The following is a 15,811-nucleotide window of genomic DNA, read 5'->3' as shown; positions in this document are numbered from 1 at the left end:
CTCAATCTCGTCCCAAGGGAGAAGCATGACCGCCATCGCCAGGATCACCGGACGCGAGATCGTCGACAGCCGGGGCAACCCGACCGTCGAGGTCGACGTCGAGCTGACGGACGGTTCGCTCGGACGGGCCGCCGTGCCCTCAGGGGCGTCCACGGGGGCCCGCGAGGCGGTGGAGCTGCGCGACGAGGATCCCGGGCGCTTCCACGGCAAGGGCGTCCAGGGCGCCGTGGGCTTCGTCAACGGTGAGATCGCCGACGCCGTGCTCGGCCTGGAGGCCGAGGAGCAGGCGGTCCTCGACGGCGTGCTGATCGAGCTGGACGGGACGGCCAACAAGGCCCGGCTGGGCGCCAATGCGATCCTGGGGGTGTCGCTCGCGGTGGCCAAGGCCGCGGCGGCGGCCCACCGGCTGCCGCTGTACCGCTACGTCGGCGGGGTGGACGCGCGGCTGCTGCCGGTGCCGATGATGAACATCGTCAACGGCGGCGCGCACGCCGACAATCCGCTGGACTTCCAGGAGTTCATGATCGCGCCGATCGGTGCGGCCACCTTCGCCGAGGCCGTGCGGATGGGTTCCGAGGTCTTCCACACCCTGCGCCGGGACCTGCTGGCGGCCGGTCACAGCACCGCCGTCGGCGACGAGGGCGGCTTCGCCCCGAACCTGCGCACCGCCGACGAGGCGCTGGAGTTCGTGCTCGGCGCCATCGAGCGCACCGGCTACAAGCCCGGCCAGGACATCACCCTGGTGATGGACCCCGCCACCTCGGAGTTCTTCCGCGACGGGGTCTACGACTACACCGGCGAGGGGCTGCGGCGGACGGTCCAGGAGCAGGTGGACTACCTGGCCGACCTGGTCGCCCGCTACCCCGTCGCCTCCATCGAGGACCCGATGGCCGAGGACGACCTCGACGGCTGGCGGCTGCTCATGACGCGACTCGGCGATCGCTGCCAGCTGACCGGCGACGACGTCTTCTGCACCAACGAGGCGCTGCTGCGCGAGGGGATCCGCACCGGGGTGGCCAACTCGGTGCTGGTGAAGGTCAACCAGATCGGCACCCTGACCGAGACCCTGGCCACCGTCGGCGCCGCCCACCGGGCCGGCTACACCGTGGTGATGTCGCACCGCTCCGGGGAGACCGAGGACACCACCATCGCCGACCTCGCCGTCGCCACCGGCTGCGGCCAGATCAAGACCGGCTCGCTGTCCCGCTCGGACCGCACCGCCAAGTACAACCAGCTCATCCGGATCGAGGAGGAGCTGGGCGCCCAGGCGCGCTACGCCGGCCGGGAGGCCCTCGGCCTGCGCCGGTAGCCGCGGCGGCGGGCGCCGCACGGGTCGGGCGCCGCGGTCACACGGTGGCCTGGTCGAACTGCTCCCAGGTGCCGATGGCGGTGCGGTTGGCGATCAGCGGAGCGGCGCCGGCGTTCTCGGCGGTGACGTACTTGCCGTTGACCTGGGCGAGCAGGCTGACCGTGCCGTTGGAGTTGGTGACCAGCTTGAAGCTCTCCCACGGGCCGATCGCGGTGCGGTTGGCGATCAGTGCCGAGGCGCCGGCGTTCTCCGCGGTGACGTACATGCCGTTGACCTTGGCGCGCAGCGCGATGTTGCCGCTGCCCGCGTCGACCACGTCGAACTGCTCCCAGGTGCCGACCGAGGTGCGGTTGGCGATCAGTGCGGAGGCGCCGGCGTTCTCGGCGGTGACGTAGTCGCTGTTGGCCCTGGCCCGCAGCGAGACCGTCCGGAGCGCCGGCGCGGTGACGACGACCGGCTGGGTGGGGCGGGTGGCGGTGAGGGCGATCTGGCCCTTGAGCATCCGGCCGCCGTCGCCGGTGAGGCGCAGGTAGTAGTCGGAGGAGCAGGCGGTGCCGTCCTCGTCCAGGGCCAGGAAGCCGGAGTTGGTGGGGGTCCAGGCCTGGGACTCGGCGGTCTTGGCGATCTGGTTGCCCTCGTTGTACTCGTCGAACATGGAGATGTAGATGCCCTGGGCGCCGACCCGGACCATGTTGTAGAACTGCCGCCACATGAAGTCGCCGTGCGCGCGCTGCCTGGCGGACACGTCGCCGGGCAGCACGCAGGGCTGGTAGTCGACGCCGTTGGCGTTGCAGTCCGCCTGGTCGGGGACGTTGATGTTCTGGTACGCGGAGTCGGAGTCGGCGGCGTTCCCGATGGCGCCGACCATCCACGGCGAGAGCATGTTGAAGGCGTGGTAGACGCCGGAGAAGCCGGCCCGGGAGCCGCCGACGCCGGTGCGCCACTCCCGCGGTACGCCGCCGATGACGTAGCAGCCCTGGCTCTTGAACCAGTTGACGACGTCCAGGCAGGTGGCGGCGTCCCAGGGGTGGTTGCTGTCGTTGAAGCCGAAGCCCCAGATGCAGACCACCGGCTTGCCGTTCTGCATGGCGTAGGCGCTGGAGGCGGTGTGGGCCTTCATCTTGTTGGTCCAGTCGGCCTTCATCTCCGACTGCATGCTGGTCCAGCCGGTGGCGTCGTACATGATGTAGAACTTGCGGCCGTACTTCTCCGCCGAGCTCCTGACCTTGGTGGCCATCGCGTCGCGGGTCGGTCCCTCACCGCCGGTGGGGTTGAAGCGCTGCAGAGCGGCGGTGTCGATGTCGTTCTGCTGCATCCACAGGAAGTGGGTGTCCACCGTCTGCTGGTCGTAGGACGAGAACAACGTGGCCGGCTGGCCGTTGCCCAGGGCGGCGTAGCCGGTCTGGTAGGTCTTGGTGTACTCCCGGTTGTCGGGCCAGCACTTGATGCCGGTGTTGGACGGGGACGGCGCCTTGCTGGAGTCGGGGCTCCAGTGCCACCAGGCGTTGATGGGCGCGCCGTCGCCGATGGCGGCGAACCAGCCCTGGTAGCCGACGGTGATCTTCCCGACCACGTCGCCGGCGGCGCTGGCCGAGCTGCTGGCCGCGGTGGCGGCCTTGGCGATGCCGAACGCGCCGGCCGCGGCGGCGGCGGTGCCGCCGAGCGCGGTGGTGAGGACCCTGCGGCGGGACCAGGTCTGCCTGCGGTGGTTCACTGACATTGCGTGGTTCTCCGTGTGGGGGGAGGAGTGGGGGAGGGGAGAGCGAGGGGGAGGTCGGAAGGGATTCAACTTGCGTGTGTGACAGCGGGTCAAGGAACTCCGGACCGGTGTGGGATACCGCTCGATCGCACCGGAATCTGTTATCCGTGACAGCGGTGGGGTCCCTGCGCGAGGGCGGGCGCCAGGGACCGGAAGCCCATGCTGGGCACACCTGTGCGAAGCTGTTCCGCGGCTTTCTGTTATGCCGCCGCCGACCGGGAACCCTCCTCTGACCATGACCGAGAATTCGCAGACCGCGGTGGTCCGTGCCGCGCAACGGGGTGACCAGCACGCCCTGGACGTCCTGGTGGCCGACTATCTGCCGCTGATCTACAACATCGTGGGACGTGCGCTGGGGGTCCCTGCCGACACCGACGACGTCGTGCAGGAGATCATGCTGCAGATGATCCGCGACGTGCGGAAGCTGCGCGATCCCGAGGCGTTCCGGTCCTGGCTGGTCGCCATCGCCATGCGGGAGGTGCGCCGGCACTGGCGGCTGCGCCGTAGCGCCCCGGTCACCGACGGCATCGACGGCCTCGACGAGGCATCGCAACTCGCAGATCCGGGAGCCGACTTCGTCGATCTGACGATCACCGTGCTGGGCCTGTCGGGCCAGCGGCGGGAGGCGGCCGAGGCCACCCGGTGGCTGGACGCCGACGACCGGCAGCTGCTGTCGCTGTGGTGGATGGAGGTGGCCGGCCGGCTCACCCGCAGCGAACTGGCCGCCGCGATGAAGCTGCCGCTGCCGCAGGCCGCGGTCCGGGTGCAGCGGATGAAGGCGCAGCTGGACGTGGCGCGGGCGATCGTGCGCGCGCTCAGGGCGGTGCCGCGGTGTCCGGAGACGGACCGGGTGCTGCGGGGCTGGGACGGGCGGCCCACCGGCCTGTGGCGCAAGCGGCTGGCCCGGCATGTGCGCACCTGCGAGATGTGCGGCGGCGTGCCGGTCGACCTGGTTCCGGCGGAGCGGCTGCTGGCCGATGTGGCGCTGGTGTCCGTCCCGCCGGTGCTGCTGCTGGGGCTGGCCGCCTCGGGACTGGGAGCGGGAGCTGGAGGCGGCGCTGCGGGCGGTGCCGGGGCCCACACGGTGGCCGCCGCGGGCCGCGGTGCGGTCAGCACGGCGAGGCGGGCCGCCTGGAAGACGGGCGGTGTCTCGGTCGGCAAGGGCGCGGTGCTCTCCTCGGTGGCGCTGGTCACCGCCACCGCGGCGACCGCCGCCTACGCCTTCGGGCTGGCCGGGCCGGCCCACGCCGGCGGCGCCGCGCCGGTGGCGACGGCGGCGCGCACGGTCGCCGCGGCGCCCTCCGCCACCCGGCCCGCGCCGACCCCCACGCCCTCGCCCAGCGCCAAGCCGAGCCCCTCGCCGTCGCACAAGCCTGCGGCGCCGAAGCCGGCGGCGGTCGACAACACCGCGCTGCCGGTGCGGGCGGCCTTCTACTACCCCTGGTACCCGGAGAACTTCAGCGGCGCGGGCAGCCAGTACACGCCCTCGGCGGGCAAGTACTCGGTGGACGTCCCGGCCACCGTCGACCGCCAGATCGAGGACATGCAGTACGGCGGTCTGCAGGCCGGCATCTCCTCCTGGTGGGGTGCGGGCAAGCGCGAGGACAAGCGGTTGCCGCTGCTGCTGTCCGAGGGCGCGAAGCTCGGCTTCTCCTGGACGGTGTACTACGAGCAGGAGGCGTACGGCGACCCCTCGGTGACGGCGATCCGGAGCGACCTGCAGTACCTGCGCACGTACTCGGACCAGAAGGCCTGGCTGCACATCGACGGCAAGCCGGTGATCTTCGTCTACGCCTCCGGCACCGACGGCTGCGGCATGGCCACCCGCTGGGCGCAGGCCAACCAGGGCGAGGGCTACTACGTGGTGCTGAAGGTCTTCGGCGGCTACCTCGGCTGCGCCGACCAGCCGCAGGGCTGGCACCAGTACGCCGACGTGCTGGACGTGCAGAAGGGCTTCTCGGCGATCCTGTCGCCCGGGTTCTGGAAGAACGACGCCAAGACCCCGGCGGTCCCGCGCGACCTCGCCCGCTTCCGCAACGACGCCACCACCGTCGCCACCTCGGGCGCCCCGTTCCAGCTGGTGGTGACCTACAACGAATGGGGCGAGGGTACGGCGGTCGAGTCCGCCACGGCCTGGTCCAGTGCCAGCGGCCACGGGGCGTACATGGACATCCTGCACCAGGTCTTCGCCGCGCATCCGCGCTGAGGGCCACCCCGCCGGCGGGGCTGCTCGGCGGTGTTGCTCGTCGGGGCTACTCGGCGATGCCGCGGGTGAGCAGCACCACGGTCACGAAGGTGCGGTAGAGGCGGATCGGGTCGTGGTCGTCCAGGTGGACCACGGTGGGGTCGGCCCGGTCCTGGGCGACCCCGGTGATCCAGGTCGCCATCTCGGCCAGGTCCGGGTTGCGGAAGCGGACGGTGAGGGTGGCGGGCAGGTCGATCCGGGGGAGCGAGGCGGTGGACAGCCCGGACACGGCCCGGTGGGCGGCGGTGCGGATCGCCTCGCGGGCGTCGGCCGGGTGCAGGCTGTCGGCGGCGAAGCGGGAGACCGAGGTCTTCACCACGGCGGCGTGGACGTCGGGGCAGAACGGCTCGATCTCGGCGGCGGTGGTGTCGTCACCGGTGATCAGCACCACCGGGACCCGGTGCCCCAGCGCGACCAGCGCGTTGATGGCGCTCTCGCCGGCGACCGACCCGTTCAGCCGCACCTCGCTGATGGCTGCCGGGTTGTAGGTGTGCGAGAGGGCCGAGGAGGTGGCCATCGAGCCGTGGTACGAGACGAAGAAGACGGCGTCGAAGGAGGCGTCCAGGCCCTGCATCATGTAGAGCGGCTTGTGCCGGCCCGACAGGTAGCGGGCGCGTCCTGACAGGGTGTCGGGGCGGAGGTTGGCCATCCGTCCGTGCGAGTCGTTGACCAGGAAGCCGACCGCGGAGCCGTCCCCCGCGCCTTCGGCGGCGCCCTCGATCGCGCCCTCGATAGCGGCGTTGACCTCGGCTTGGAGCAGGTCGCGGTAGTAGGGGTAGTCGACCCCCGAGGGCCGGCACTGCTCCCAGTCGACGACCCCGGCGGTGCCCTCCATGTCGGTGGAGACGAAGATCTTCACAGCACCGCCCTCGGGTGCATCCGCAGCTCGGGGGAGTGCTCGGTCATCACGGCGTAGGTGCTGCCCTGCTGGCCGGCGGCGCCGCCGTGGCGGCCGTCCGGGGTGAGCGCCAGCGCGCGCAGCTCGGCGCGGAAGTCGTCGGGCAGCGTCGCGGCCTCGGCCAGTGCCGAGCGACAGGCCTCGGCCGGATCCGCTCCGGTGGCGAGCAGGTCGACGATGGTGCGTGCGGTGCCGCCGCGCATGCTCAGCTCGCCGCGGCCGGTGCAGGCCGCGCCGCCGGCGCGCAGGTCGCACCAGTTCCCGGCGCCGGGGACGGCCGAATCGCCCACCCGGCCGGGGTACTTGAAGGGGTATCCGGAGGTGGAGACGCCGACGCACAGCTCGCCGGAGGAGTCCAGCGCGATGATGTTGATGGTGCCCCAGGGGCCCTCGTGCGGTGCCAGCCTGCGGACCAGGTCCAGCGCCGTGCGCCGGTACAGCGCGTCTCCGTCGAGCGCTGCGGTGTTCTCGCCCTCGACCGACTCGCCGGAGGCCCGCAGCTGCTCCCGCCACAGCGTCTTGGCCTCGTCGGTGAGCAGTTCGGCCCGGCGGAAGCCGTTCTCCTTGGCGAACAGCGCGGCGCCCTCGCCAACCAGCATGCAGTGCTGGGGCAGTCCCTCCAGCACCGCCCGGGCCACCGAGATCGGGTTGGGGTAGCCGCGCAGCGCCCCCACCGAGCCGAACCTGCGGTTGGAGCCCAGCATCACCGAGGCGTCGAGCTCGACCTCGCCCTGGGCGTTCGGCAGGCCGCCGGTGCCCACGTAGTGGTCGGCGAGGTTGTCCTCGCAGCAGCGCATCGCGGCCTCGACCGCGTCCAGGGCGGAACCGCCCCGCGCGAGCACCTCCATGCCGGTCGGCAGACCGGCCTCGCTGCGTTCGCTTCCGATGATGACGGCCTCTGGCACGGGGGCTCCAGGATGACGGTGCGGTGGTGACGTTCCGGTTGTGTACCGGGCCACTCTCGCACGGCCGATGATCACCGCGGACCGCGGGGCGTCCCCGCGCCGGCGGCGGTCAGGCCGTCGGCGGGGCGGGGGCGGCCTCCGGGACGGGGTGGAAGGTCTCCTGGAGCCGGTTGCCCTCGATGTCCGGGTCGGGGACGTACTTGGCGAACCACTGGGGGTGGTACCAGAGTTTGGAGCGGATGATCGCCATCACCGCGGGCACCAGGGTGAGCCGGACCACGAAGGCGTCCAGCAGCACGCCGGTGGCGAAGCTGAAGCCGATGGCCTTGATGGTGGGGTCGTTGGTGAACATGAAGGCCACGAAGATGGAGAACATGATCAGGGCGGCGGCGGTGACCACCCGGGCCGCCAGGCCGGTGCCGCTCTCGACCGCGCCGCGGGCGTCGTCGCTCTTGCTGAACTCCTCCTTGATCCGGGAGACCACGAAGACCTCGTAGTCGCTGGAGAGGCCGAAGATGATCGCGAGCATCAGGATCGGCAGGAAGCTGATGGTCTCGCTCGGGGTGATCCCGAAGATGTGCCGGCCCCAGCCCCACTGGAAGATCGCCACCTGGGCCCCGAGCGCCGCCAGCACCGAGAGCAGGAAGCCGATGATGGACTTGATCGGGACCAGGATGGTGCGGAACGCGAAGGTCAGCAGGATGAAGGCGAGTCCGACCACGACCACCAGGAACACCGGCAGCGCGCTGTTGAGCTTGCTGGACACGTCGATGTTGGAGGCGGTGGTGCCGCCGACCAGGACGGTCGCCCCGGTGCTGCCCTCGACGGCGGCGCGCTGGTTGCGGATTCCGTGCACCAGGTCGGCGGTGGCCGGGTCGTTGGGGCCGGTCTTGGGGATCAGCCGGAAGACCACGGTCTGCGGGGTCTGCACCGCCACGCTGGCGGTGTCCACGCCGGGGACCTTCTCCAGCCTGCCGAGGATCTGCTGGGTGTCGGCGCTGCCGGAGACCCCGTCGGCGACCACCAGCAGCGGGCCGTTGAAGCCGGCCCCGAAGCTGGCCGTGGTCAGGTCGTAGGCCTTGCGCGAGGTGTCCGAGGTGGGCTTGGAGGAACCGCTGGGCAGGCCCAGCTGCATGCTCCAGTACGGGATCGCCAGCACCACCAGGAAGGCCACCCCGGCGATCAGCATCGGCACCCGGAACCGGACCACGAAGCGGGCCCAGCGGGCGCCGAAGGTGCGCTGCGGGGCGGTGGCGCCGATGGTGGCGACCTGCTCGTGGTGGCCGCGGCGCAGCGGGGTGTCGATGAACTTGGTGACTTTGTGCCCGGCGAAGCCGAGCATGGCGGGCAGCAGGGTGAGCGCGATCAGCATCGCCATGAGCACCGCGGCCGCGGCGCTGAGGCCCATCACGGTGAGGAACGGGATGCCGACCACGGACAGCCCGCACAGCGCGATGATCACGGTGAGCGCGGCGAAGACCACCGAGCTGCCGGCGGTGCCGGCGGCCAGCGCCGCGGAGTCCTCCACGCTGAGCCCGTTGAGCAGGTTGTTGCGGTGCCTGGACAGGATGAACAGGCCGTAGTCGATGCCGCAGGACAGGCCGAGCATGATGGCGACGGTGGTGGAGGCGGAGGCGATGTCGACCACCGCGGCGACCGCGGTGACGCCCATCAGGGTGATCACCACGCCGATGATCGCGGTGAGGATCGGCAGCCCGGCGGTGACCAGCGCGCCGAAGGTGATCACCAGGATGACGAAGGCGATGACCAGCCCGATCAGCTCGGGGGCCTCGGAGGGCACCAGCCGCCAGCCGGGGTAGACGCTGCCGGAGTACTCCACCTGGACGCCGGCCTGCTGGGCCGGCTTCACCGCGGTCTTCACGTCGTCCAGGGAGGCGTCCTTCACCTGCGCGGCGGCGACCGAGTACTGCACCTGGCCCAGGGCCACCCGACCGTCCGGGGAGACCGCGTGCGCCGTGTAGGGGTCGGAGACCGAGACCACCTGCGGGACCTTCTTCAGGTTCGCGAGCGCGGCCTCGACGCCGCTCTTGTAGGGCTCGGCGCTGATGTTCGAGCCCACCGGCGCCGCGAAGACGACCTGGGTCTGCGCACCGCTCAGCGCCGGCACCTTCTTCACCAGCAGGTCCGAGACGTGCTGGGACTCGGTGCCGGGGATGGTGAAGTTGTCGTTGGTCTTCCCGCCGCTGAGCTGGCCCAGCAGGATCGCGCCGACGGCGGCGAGCAGCCACAGCGCCAGCACCAGCCGGCGGCGCCGGAACGAGAACCGGGACAGCCGGAACAGGTACGTCGACATCGGGGTCCTCCGCAGGTGCGCCCGCTCCGCCCGGGTGACGGGCCGTTGGAGCCATCATCGGGAGCGCGGGGCCGGGGGGCACGCCGGGGCGGTCATTCGGGGGCATCCGGGCGCGGCGGCGGTGGCCGGTGGTCGGCGTCCGGTCCGGCGCACACGTACTGAGCGGATTGTCTACGTCAATGTAGACGGTGCCGGTCGGCCGGAGCGCGTAGCGGGGGTCGGTATCCGGTCACCGTTTTCGCACCTGCGGGGCGGATCCGGGGCCGGCGCCTGTACTGAAGCCGTGACCGGGCGTCAAGGGGTGTGCGGTTCCGCACCGCGCCGGGGGGATCTTGCCGATTCCGGCCCAAAGGGGCGTCAGAAGACGGCCGGGAAGGGGCGGGAGCGCGTTCCGGCATTCCGGTGCGCCTCCCGGCAACGGGTCGGTTGCCGCTGATTGCACAAGCTAAGGCTTCACGACCGGGCACGGGCAACGGAGTAGAAACCCAGTGTTCACGCGAGGGTCGCGGATCGGGGATTGCGGAGGCTTGACCAGTGAGACCTTACGGAAAGCGGCGGTTGATGTCCTGCGCGGCGTTCGTCGCCGCCTCGGCGGTACTGGCCGGATGCGGATCGAGCGGCAGTCAGGGCGCCGGCGGCGGTGCCTCGGGGAGCGGCTCCTCGGGGAGCGGCGCCGGCACGGGCAGCGCCTCCGCCGGAAGCGATCCGGTGGCGGCCGGCCTGGCCATGGCGGAGCAGCAGGTGGCCAAGCTCTCGGCGACGACCGCGACCTATCCGGTGCCCACCGCGAGCGTGTCCGGGACGGCGAAGTTCAAGGGCCGGACGGTGTACTACATCCCGCTGGTGCAGCAGATACCCGGCTTCGTGGTCACCGCCGCGACCATGAAGACGGCGCTGGCCAAGGCGGGCCTGTCGCTGCAGGTCTGCAACGGCCAGGGCCAGCCGTCGGCGGTGGCGGCCTGCGTGCAGCAGGCGGTCGGGGCCAATGCGGCCGGGATCATCACCGACGCCATCGAGTACGGCATGGCGAAGAACGCACTGGACGCCGCCAAGGCCAAGGGCGTACCGATCGTCGTCGCCGACCAGATCCCGCCGACCGGCACGGCCAACGACAACGCGCTGACCTACGTCCCCGGCGCGGTCGACCAGCCGAGCCAGATCGCCTGGTGGCTGATCGCCGACTCCAAGGGCAAGGGCAACGAGATCATCGCCGCCGAGGCCGACTCCACGTCGTCGATGACGTACGTGACCGACTCCGAGCCGATCTACGCGAAGTACTGCCCCGACTGCAAGATCACCGTCAAGACCATCACCGCCACCACCGACGCGCTGCTGGCCTCGGCCACCAGCTCCAACGTGCTCAGCAACCCCGGGGCGACCTACTACTACACCGAGTTCGAGGACAGCCTGCAGGACACCGTCCAGGGCCTGCAGCAGTCCGGGCGGGCCTCGTCCATGTCGCTGTCGGTGGCGGGCGGCTCGGTGAACGGGCTGGGGCTGCTCAAGGGCGACTCCGTGGTCAAGGCCGTGGTGGCGGTGGACCAGCCCTACGCCGGTTGGGCGCTCACCGACGAGATCCTGCGCATGATGACCAAGTCCGGACCGGTCACCGAGACCTTCCCGACCCGGCTGTTCACCAAGCAGAACATCGGCAGCGTCCAGGTCACCCCGGCGGCCCAGGCCTCCGGGGAGTGGTTCGGCGACTCCTCGTTCGAGGCCGCCTTCGCCAAGCTGTGGGGCCAGGGGTGACGCCCGCTGCGGGGCCGCACCGGCTGGAGGTCGCCGGGCTGTCCAAGACCTTCGGGCCGACCCGGGCGCTGCGCGGGGTCCGGCTGCAGGTCACCCCCGGTGAGCTGCACGGCCTGGTGGGGCAGAACGGATGCGGCAAGTCGACCCTGGTGAAGATCCTGACCGGGGTGTACTCGCCGGACCCGGGCGGCAGCCTCACGGTGGATGGGCGCCGGCTGGCGCTGCCGGTGCGCCCAGCGGAGCAGCGGGAGGCTGGGGTCTCGGTGGTGCACCAGAACCTCGGCCTGGTCGACGAAAGGACCGTCTGGGAGAACGTGCGGCTGGGCCGTTACCGGGCCGGGCGGCTGTCCCGGCGGATCGACCGGAAGCAGGAGCGGCGCGCGGTCGAGGAGGTGCTGGCCCGGCTGGGCCGCCCGCTGGACGTCGGCGAGCGGGTCGGCGCGCTGTCCGCCGAGGACCGTGCGGCGGTCGCCATCGCCCGGGCGATGCAGGACCACCGCCCCGGCAGCGGGCTGATCATCTTCGACGAGTCGACCCGGGCGCTGGGGCGGGAGGCCAGGTCCCGGTTCTTCGACCTGGTCAGGTCGCTGATCGCGGGCGGGGCCTCGGTGCTGCTGATCTCCCATCAGCTGGAGGAGATCGTCGAGGTGACCGACCGGGTCACCGTGCTGCGGGACGGCGCCGTGATCGAGGCGGGCGTCCCCACCCGCGAGGTGGACGAGACCGCGCTCACCCGGATGATGCTGGGACGGCACCTGGTCACCCACGACCGGGTGGACACCCAGGCCCGGGAGGAGGCGCTGGCCTCGGTGCGGGGGCTGGCGGTCGGCCCGGTGGACGGACTGGACCTGGAGATCCGGCGCGGCGAGATCGTGGGGCTCACCGGGCTGGTCGGCTCGGGCTTCCAGGAGGCGGCCGAGGCGCTGGGCGGTGCGCGGCGGGCCCGGGCGGGCGGACTCACGGTCCGGGAACACGAACTGGCGCTGGACCGCAGGCGAGGCTGCACCGGGGACTTCGTCGCGGCGGGGGTGGCCTTCGTACCGGAGCGCCGCCTGGAGGAGGGGCTGGCCGGCGAGCTGTCGGTGGCCGACAACCTGACGCTGCCCCGGGTCCGCAGCCGCGGCAACCCGCTGCGGATCGGCGCCGCCTGGCAGGCCGAGGAGACGGCCGCGATGATCGCGCTGCTGGACATCAAGCCGCCGGACCCCGGGGCGCCGGTCGCCACCCTCAGCGGCGGCAACCAGCAGAAGGTGCTGCTGGGCAAGTGGCTGGCCGGCAAGCCGGACCTGCTGGTGCTGCACGAGCCCACGCAGGCGGTCGACGTCGGCGCCCGGCACGACATCATCGACGCGGTCCGGGCCGCCGCCCGCGCCGGCTGCGGGGTCGTCCTGGCCTCGGTCGACGCGGTCGACCTGGCGGTGCTCTGCGACCGGGTGCTGGTCTTCCGCGACGGCCGGGTCGCCCGGGAACTCAGCGGCGACCTGGACCAGGACGCCATCGTGCACGCGACGTTCGGAGCCGACGAGAGCGGAGAGGGGTGGGTGGGCTGATGGACGCCGCCCGACAGCACGACCAGAACATCGAACACGACGTCAGCCAGGACGTCAGCCAGGGCATCAGCCAGGGCGTCGACCAGGGCGCCAGCCACGACGCCGATCGGGGCGTCCCGCGCCGGCCGGTGCCCGGCCTGGCCTCCCGGGTCCGCACCGTCTCCGCGCGCTACGCGGTGATCGCGGTCTGGGCGGCCATGATCGCGGTCTACGCCGCGGCCGAGCCCGGACTGTTCCTGCGGACGCCGACCTTCCAGACCATCTTCAGCTCGCAGCAGCCGCTGGTCTTCCTCACCATGGCCCTGCTGTGCACCATCTGCGTCGGTGAGTTCGTCGACCTCTCGGTCCCGGCGGTGTTCAGCTTCTCCGCGACGCTGCTGCCGGTGCTGGTGGTCGACCACGGCTGGGCGGTGTGGCCGGCGGCGGCCGTCGCGGTCCTGGCGGGGGTGGCGATCGGCGCGGTCAACGGCCTGCTGGTGGTCGTCGCCGAGGTGAACACCATCGTGGTGACGCTGGGGATGAGCACCCTGCTCGGCGGCATCTCGCTGTGGATGTCCCATCTGAACTCGGTCAGCGGACTGTCGGCCGGCTTCGGCAGGATCGCGCTGTACGAGGTGGGCGGCCTGCCGGTGTCCTTCTACTACGGCCTGGTGCTGGTGGCCGGCTTCGCCTACCTGCTGGCGTTCTCGCCGCTGGGCCGGCACATGCGCTTCGTCGGGGCCAGCCGGGAGGTCAGCCGGCTCTCCGGGGTCAGGGTCGACCGGATCCGCTTCGGCTCCTTCGTCGCGGCCGGGCTGCTCTGCGGCGTCGGCGCGGTGATCGCGGTCGCGGCCCTGGGCGGCTACAACCCGACGACGGCCGACAGCTATCTGCTGCCGACCTTTGCCGCGGTCTTCCTGGGCACCGCGATCATCGAACCGGGGACCTTCAACCCCGTCGGCACCCTGATCGGGATCTACTTCCTGGAGACCGGGATCCTCGGGCTGCAACTGCTGGGCCTGCAGGCCTGGGTGTCGCCGGTGTTCTACGGCGGCGTGCTGGTGGTGGCGGTGACGCTGTCGACGCTGCTGCGCCGGCGAAGGCGCTAGGACGCTTCGAGCGGTACCAGGTCGTGCCGGTGACGCTCCGCCAGGAACGGCAGGGTCCCCTGCCGCAGCCACTGCTCGAAATGGTCCGAGGCGAGGTGCGTCTCGAACGCGGCCTGGTCCGTGTACTCCTCGCAGAGGACGAAAGCCGCTTCGTCCTGGGGATCGCGGTAGACGTCGTAGCGCAGATTTCCGCTTTCCGCGCGGGTGGGTGCCAGCATGTTCCGCAGGGATTCCCCGACCTGCTTCTCGGAACCCGGCTGGGCGCGGTAGCGCGCAATCACGACGTACGACATGGCCATCCGTTTCGTCCGCGGGCAGGCGGCCCGCGATGGGTACTCGCTGGTGGTGCTCGGTGCGCCGATGTGCGCGGAGCGACTCCCATAGTGGCCTACGCGGTGGCGCCGGCGAAGCCGCCGACCACGCCCGGACCGTAAACCAAAGCTTGCAAATCCGCATGGTCCGCACACGCTTTCTCGCTCCTATGCTCAGGTCACTCGGTTGGATTGAGGAAGAAGGTTCGGCGCGTATGTCAGTGAAATCAGTGCCGCGATTGGTCGGCGGGGAGTGGCGGATGCCGGCGGACGGGCGCACGCTCGACGTGCTCGACCCTGCCGACGTCCGCCGGGTGGTCGCCCGGATCCCGGCGATGACCGCTCCCGAGGTGACCGAGCTGTACGACCGGGCCGCCGGGGCGGCGGCGGGCTGGGCCGCGCTGTCCCCGATCGACCGTGCCGCGGTGATGAGCCGGGCCGCCGACACGCTGCGCGAGCGGCACGAGGAGATCGCCGCGGACCTGGTGGCGGAGATGGGCAAGACCCGGGCCGAGGCCGAGGGGGAGGTCGAGAAGGCCGCCGACTTCTTCGACTACTACGCCGGCTTCGCCCGCCGGCCGTGGGGCGAACTGCTCGCCGACGGACGGCCGGGCACCCGCACCAGCGTCCGCCGCGAACCGGTCGGGGTGGTGCTGCTGGTCACCCCCTGGAACGACCCGCTGCTCACCCCGGCCCGCAAGCTGGCCCCGGCGCTGATCGCGGGCAACACCGTGGTGCTCAAGCCGGCCACCCAGACGCCGCTGGTCTCGCTGCACCTGGCCCGGGCGCTGCACGACTCCGGGCTGCCGGCCGGTGTGCTGGGGGTCGCCGTCGGCAGCATCCGGCAGATCGAGGAGGCGCTGCTGGACGACGTCCGGCTGGACGCGGTCTCCTTCACCGGCAGCACCCCGGTGGGCCGCTCGCTGCAGCGGCGGCTGGCCGGACGCAACGTCAGGCTGCAGACGGAGCTGGGCGGCAAGAACGCCTCGGCGGTGCTCGCCGACGCCGACCTGGAGCTGGCCGTGCGCACCATCGCGTCGGCGGCCTTCGGCCAGACCGGGCAGCGCTGCACCGCCACCAGCCGGGTCGTGGTGGACCGGGCTGTGGCCGAACAGGTCGTCAGCGGCCTGGTGGCGCAGGCCGATGCGCTGCAGGTCGGACCGGGCGAGGAGAAGGAGACGGTGATCGGCCCGCTGGCGGACCCGGGGCACCGGGACAGCGTGCTGGAGCACATCGGCCGGGCGGCCGCGCAGGGCGCCGGGATCGCCGCCGGGGGAGCGGCGCCGGAGGGCGAGCAGTACGCCCACGGCTGCTACGTCCGGCCGACCGTGCTGGTCGGGGTGGACCGGGAGATGGACATCTGGCGCGAGGAGGTCTTCGGACCGGTGATCGCGGTGCAGGTGGTGGACGGGTTCGACGCGGCGGTCGAGGCCGTCAACGACTCCGTCTACGGGCTGAGTTCGGCCGTGTTCACCCGGGACCTGCGGCAGGCGGAGGCGTTCAGCGACCGGGTCAGGACCGGTCAGGTGTCGGTGAACCTGCCGACCATGGGCTGGGACGTGCACATGCCCTTCGGCGGCTTCGGCGACTCCGGCTCCCCGTTCAAGGAGCAGGGCAGCGAGGCACTGAACTTCTACACCCGGGTCAAGACCGTCGCCGTCCGCTACGACACGGGGATCTGAC

At 71.7% G+C, this 15,811-nt stretch carries 11 protein-coding genes; 6 read left to right on the top strand and 5 right to left on the bottom strand.

All coding sequences use genetic code 11. The features are described 5' to 3' along the window. The first annotated feature begins 25 nt into the window (after positions 1-25). The gene (gene eno, locus ABUW04_RS20375; RefSeq protein WP_380566097.1) at positions 26-1,309 is read left to right on the top strand and encodes a phosphopyruvate hydratase; all 1,284 of its coding nucleotides are present in this window, start codon (positions 26-28) and stop codon (positions 1,307-1,309) included. 37 nt (positions 1,310-1,346) lie between these two features. Here the strand turns inward: eno and ABUW04_RS20370 are convergent, their stop codons facing one another. Beyond that, complete coding sequence (locus tag ABUW04_RS20370) at positions 1,347-3,029, bottom strand: xylosidase (protein WP_380566096.1); 1,683 nt, start codon at positions 3,027-3,029, stop codon at positions 1,347-1,349. A 274-nt stretch (positions 3,030-3,303) separates the two neighbouring features. Here ABUW04_RS20370 and ABUW04_RS20365 point away from each other — a divergent pair, with 274 nt between their 5' ends. Then, positions 3,304-5,274, top strand: coding sequence for a sigma-70 family RNA polymerase sigma factor (locus ABUW04_RS20365; RefSeq protein WP_380566095.1), 1,971 nt, complete (start codon positions 3,304-3,306; stop codon positions 5,272-5,274). 46 nt (positions 5,275-5,320) lie between these two features. Here the strand turns inward: ABUW04_RS20365 and ABUW04_RS20360 are convergent, their stop codons facing one another. From ABUW04_RS20360 to ABUW04_RS20350, 3 genes are all read right to left on the bottom strand, one after another. After that, entirely contained in the window at positions 5,321-6,172 is an 852-nt protein-coding gene (locus ABUW04_RS20360) for a M55 family metallopeptidase (protein ID WP_380566094.1), read from the bottom strand. After that, positions 6,169-7,116, bottom strand: a complete 948-nt coding sequence (locus ABUW04_RS20355) for a N(4)-(beta-N-acetylglucosaminyl)-L-asparaginase (RefSeq protein ID WP_380566093.1) — start codon at positions 7,114-7,116, stop codon at positions 6,169-6,171. Before ABUW04_RS20355 ends, ABUW04_RS20360 begins: the two co-directional genes overlap by 4 nt. A 109-nt stretch (positions 7,117-7,225) precedes the next feature. Next, positions 7,226-9,430, bottom strand: a complete 2,205-nt coding sequence (locus ABUW04_RS20350; RefSeq protein ID WP_380566092.1) for an MMPL family transporter — start codon at positions 9,428-9,430, stop codon at positions 7,226-7,228. Positions 9,431-9,964: 534 nt separating this feature from the next. On the opposite strand from ABUW04_RS20350, the gene ABUW04_RS20345 reads away from it, so the two are divergent. Genes ABUW04_RS20345 through ABUW04_RS20335 form a run of 3 tightly spaced genes read left to right on the top strand, consistent with a single transcriptional unit; the run spans position 9,965 to position 13,817 of the window. Beyond that, positions 9,965-11,179: a sugar ABC transporter substrate-binding protein gene (locus ABUW04_RS20345; RefSeq protein WP_157623947.1), complete on the top strand. Its 1,215-nt coding sequence runs from the start codon at positions 9,965-9,967 to the stop codon at positions 11,177-11,179. Beyond that, a complete protein-coding gene (locus ABUW04_RS20340; RefSeq protein ID WP_380566091.1) occupies positions 11,176-12,729 on the top strand; it encodes a sugar ABC transporter ATP-binding protein in 1,554 nt (517 codons plus the stop codon). Before ABUW04_RS20345 ends, ABUW04_RS20340 begins: the two co-directional genes overlap by 4 nt. Beyond that, complete coding sequence (locus tag ABUW04_RS20335) at positions 12,729-13,817, top strand: ABC transporter permease (protein WP_380566090.1); 1,089 nt, start codon at positions 12,729-12,731, stop codon at positions 13,815-13,817. The genes ABUW04_RS20340 and ABUW04_RS20335 overlap by 1 nt, the downstream gene beginning before the upstream one ends. On the opposite strand, the gene ABUW04_RS20330 is transcribed toward ABUW04_RS20335, so the two are convergent. Then, positions 13,814-14,110 (bottom strand): putative quinol monooxygenase, encoded by a 297-nt coding sequence (locus tag ABUW04_RS20330; protein ID WP_380566089.1) that lies wholly within the window; start codon positions 14,108-14,110, stop codon positions 13,814-13,816. The genes ABUW04_RS20335 and ABUW04_RS20330 overlap by 4 nt on opposite strands. Positions 14,111-14,343: 233 nt before the next feature. Between ABUW04_RS20330 and ABUW04_RS20325 the strand changes: the two genes are divergently transcribed. After that, complete coding sequence (locus tag ABUW04_RS20325) at positions 14,344-15,810, top strand: aldehyde dehydrogenase family protein (protein WP_030260109.1); 1,467 nt, start codon at positions 14,344-14,346, stop codon at positions 15,808-15,810. The last annotated feature ends 1 nt before the right edge of the window (position 15,811 follow it).

The sequence above is a fragment of the Streptacidiphilus jeojiensis genome (genome assembly GCF_042510965.1).
GTDB classification, from domain to species: Bacteria; Actinomycetota; Actinomycetes; order Streptomycetales; family Streptomycetaceae; genus Streptacidiphilus; species Streptacidiphilus jeojiensis.
The sequence above is the reverse complement of the archived record's forward strand: the minus strand, read 5'-3'. Positions and strand labels throughout refer to the sequence as shown.

What these genes read in the sequence shown, in the direction of transcription:
- ABUW04_RS20365 (WP_380566095.1), top strand. Translation starts at nt 3,304, where the DNA reads ATGACCGAGAATTCGCAGACCGCGGTGGTCCGTGCCGCGCAACGGGGT.
- ABUW04_RS20325 (WP_030260109.1), top strand. Translation starts at nt 14,344, where the DNA reads ATGTCAGTGAAATCAGTGCCGCGATTGGTCGGCGGGGAGTGGCGGATG.
- ABUW04_RS20330 (WP_380566089.1), bottom strand. Translation starts at nt 14,110, where the DNA reads ATGTCGTACGTCGTGATTGCGCGCTACCGCGCCCAGCCGGGTTCCGAG.
- ABUW04_RS20370 (WP_380566096.1), bottom strand. Translation starts at nt 3,029, where the DNA reads ATGTCAGTGAACCACCGCAGGCAGACCTGGTCCCGCCGCAGGGTCCTC.
- eno (WP_380566097.1), top strand. Translation starts at nt 26, where the DNA reads ATGACCGCCATCGCCAGGATCACCGGACGCGAGATCGTCGACAGCCGG.
- ABUW04_RS20350 (WP_380566092.1), bottom strand. Translation starts at nt 9,430, where the DNA reads ATGTCGACGTACCTGTTCCGGCTGTCCCGGTTCTCGTTCCGGCGCCGC.
- ABUW04_RS20335 (WP_380566090.1), top strand. Translation starts at nt 12,729, where the DNA reads ATGGACGCCGCCCGACAGCACGACCAGAACATCGAACACGACGTCAGC.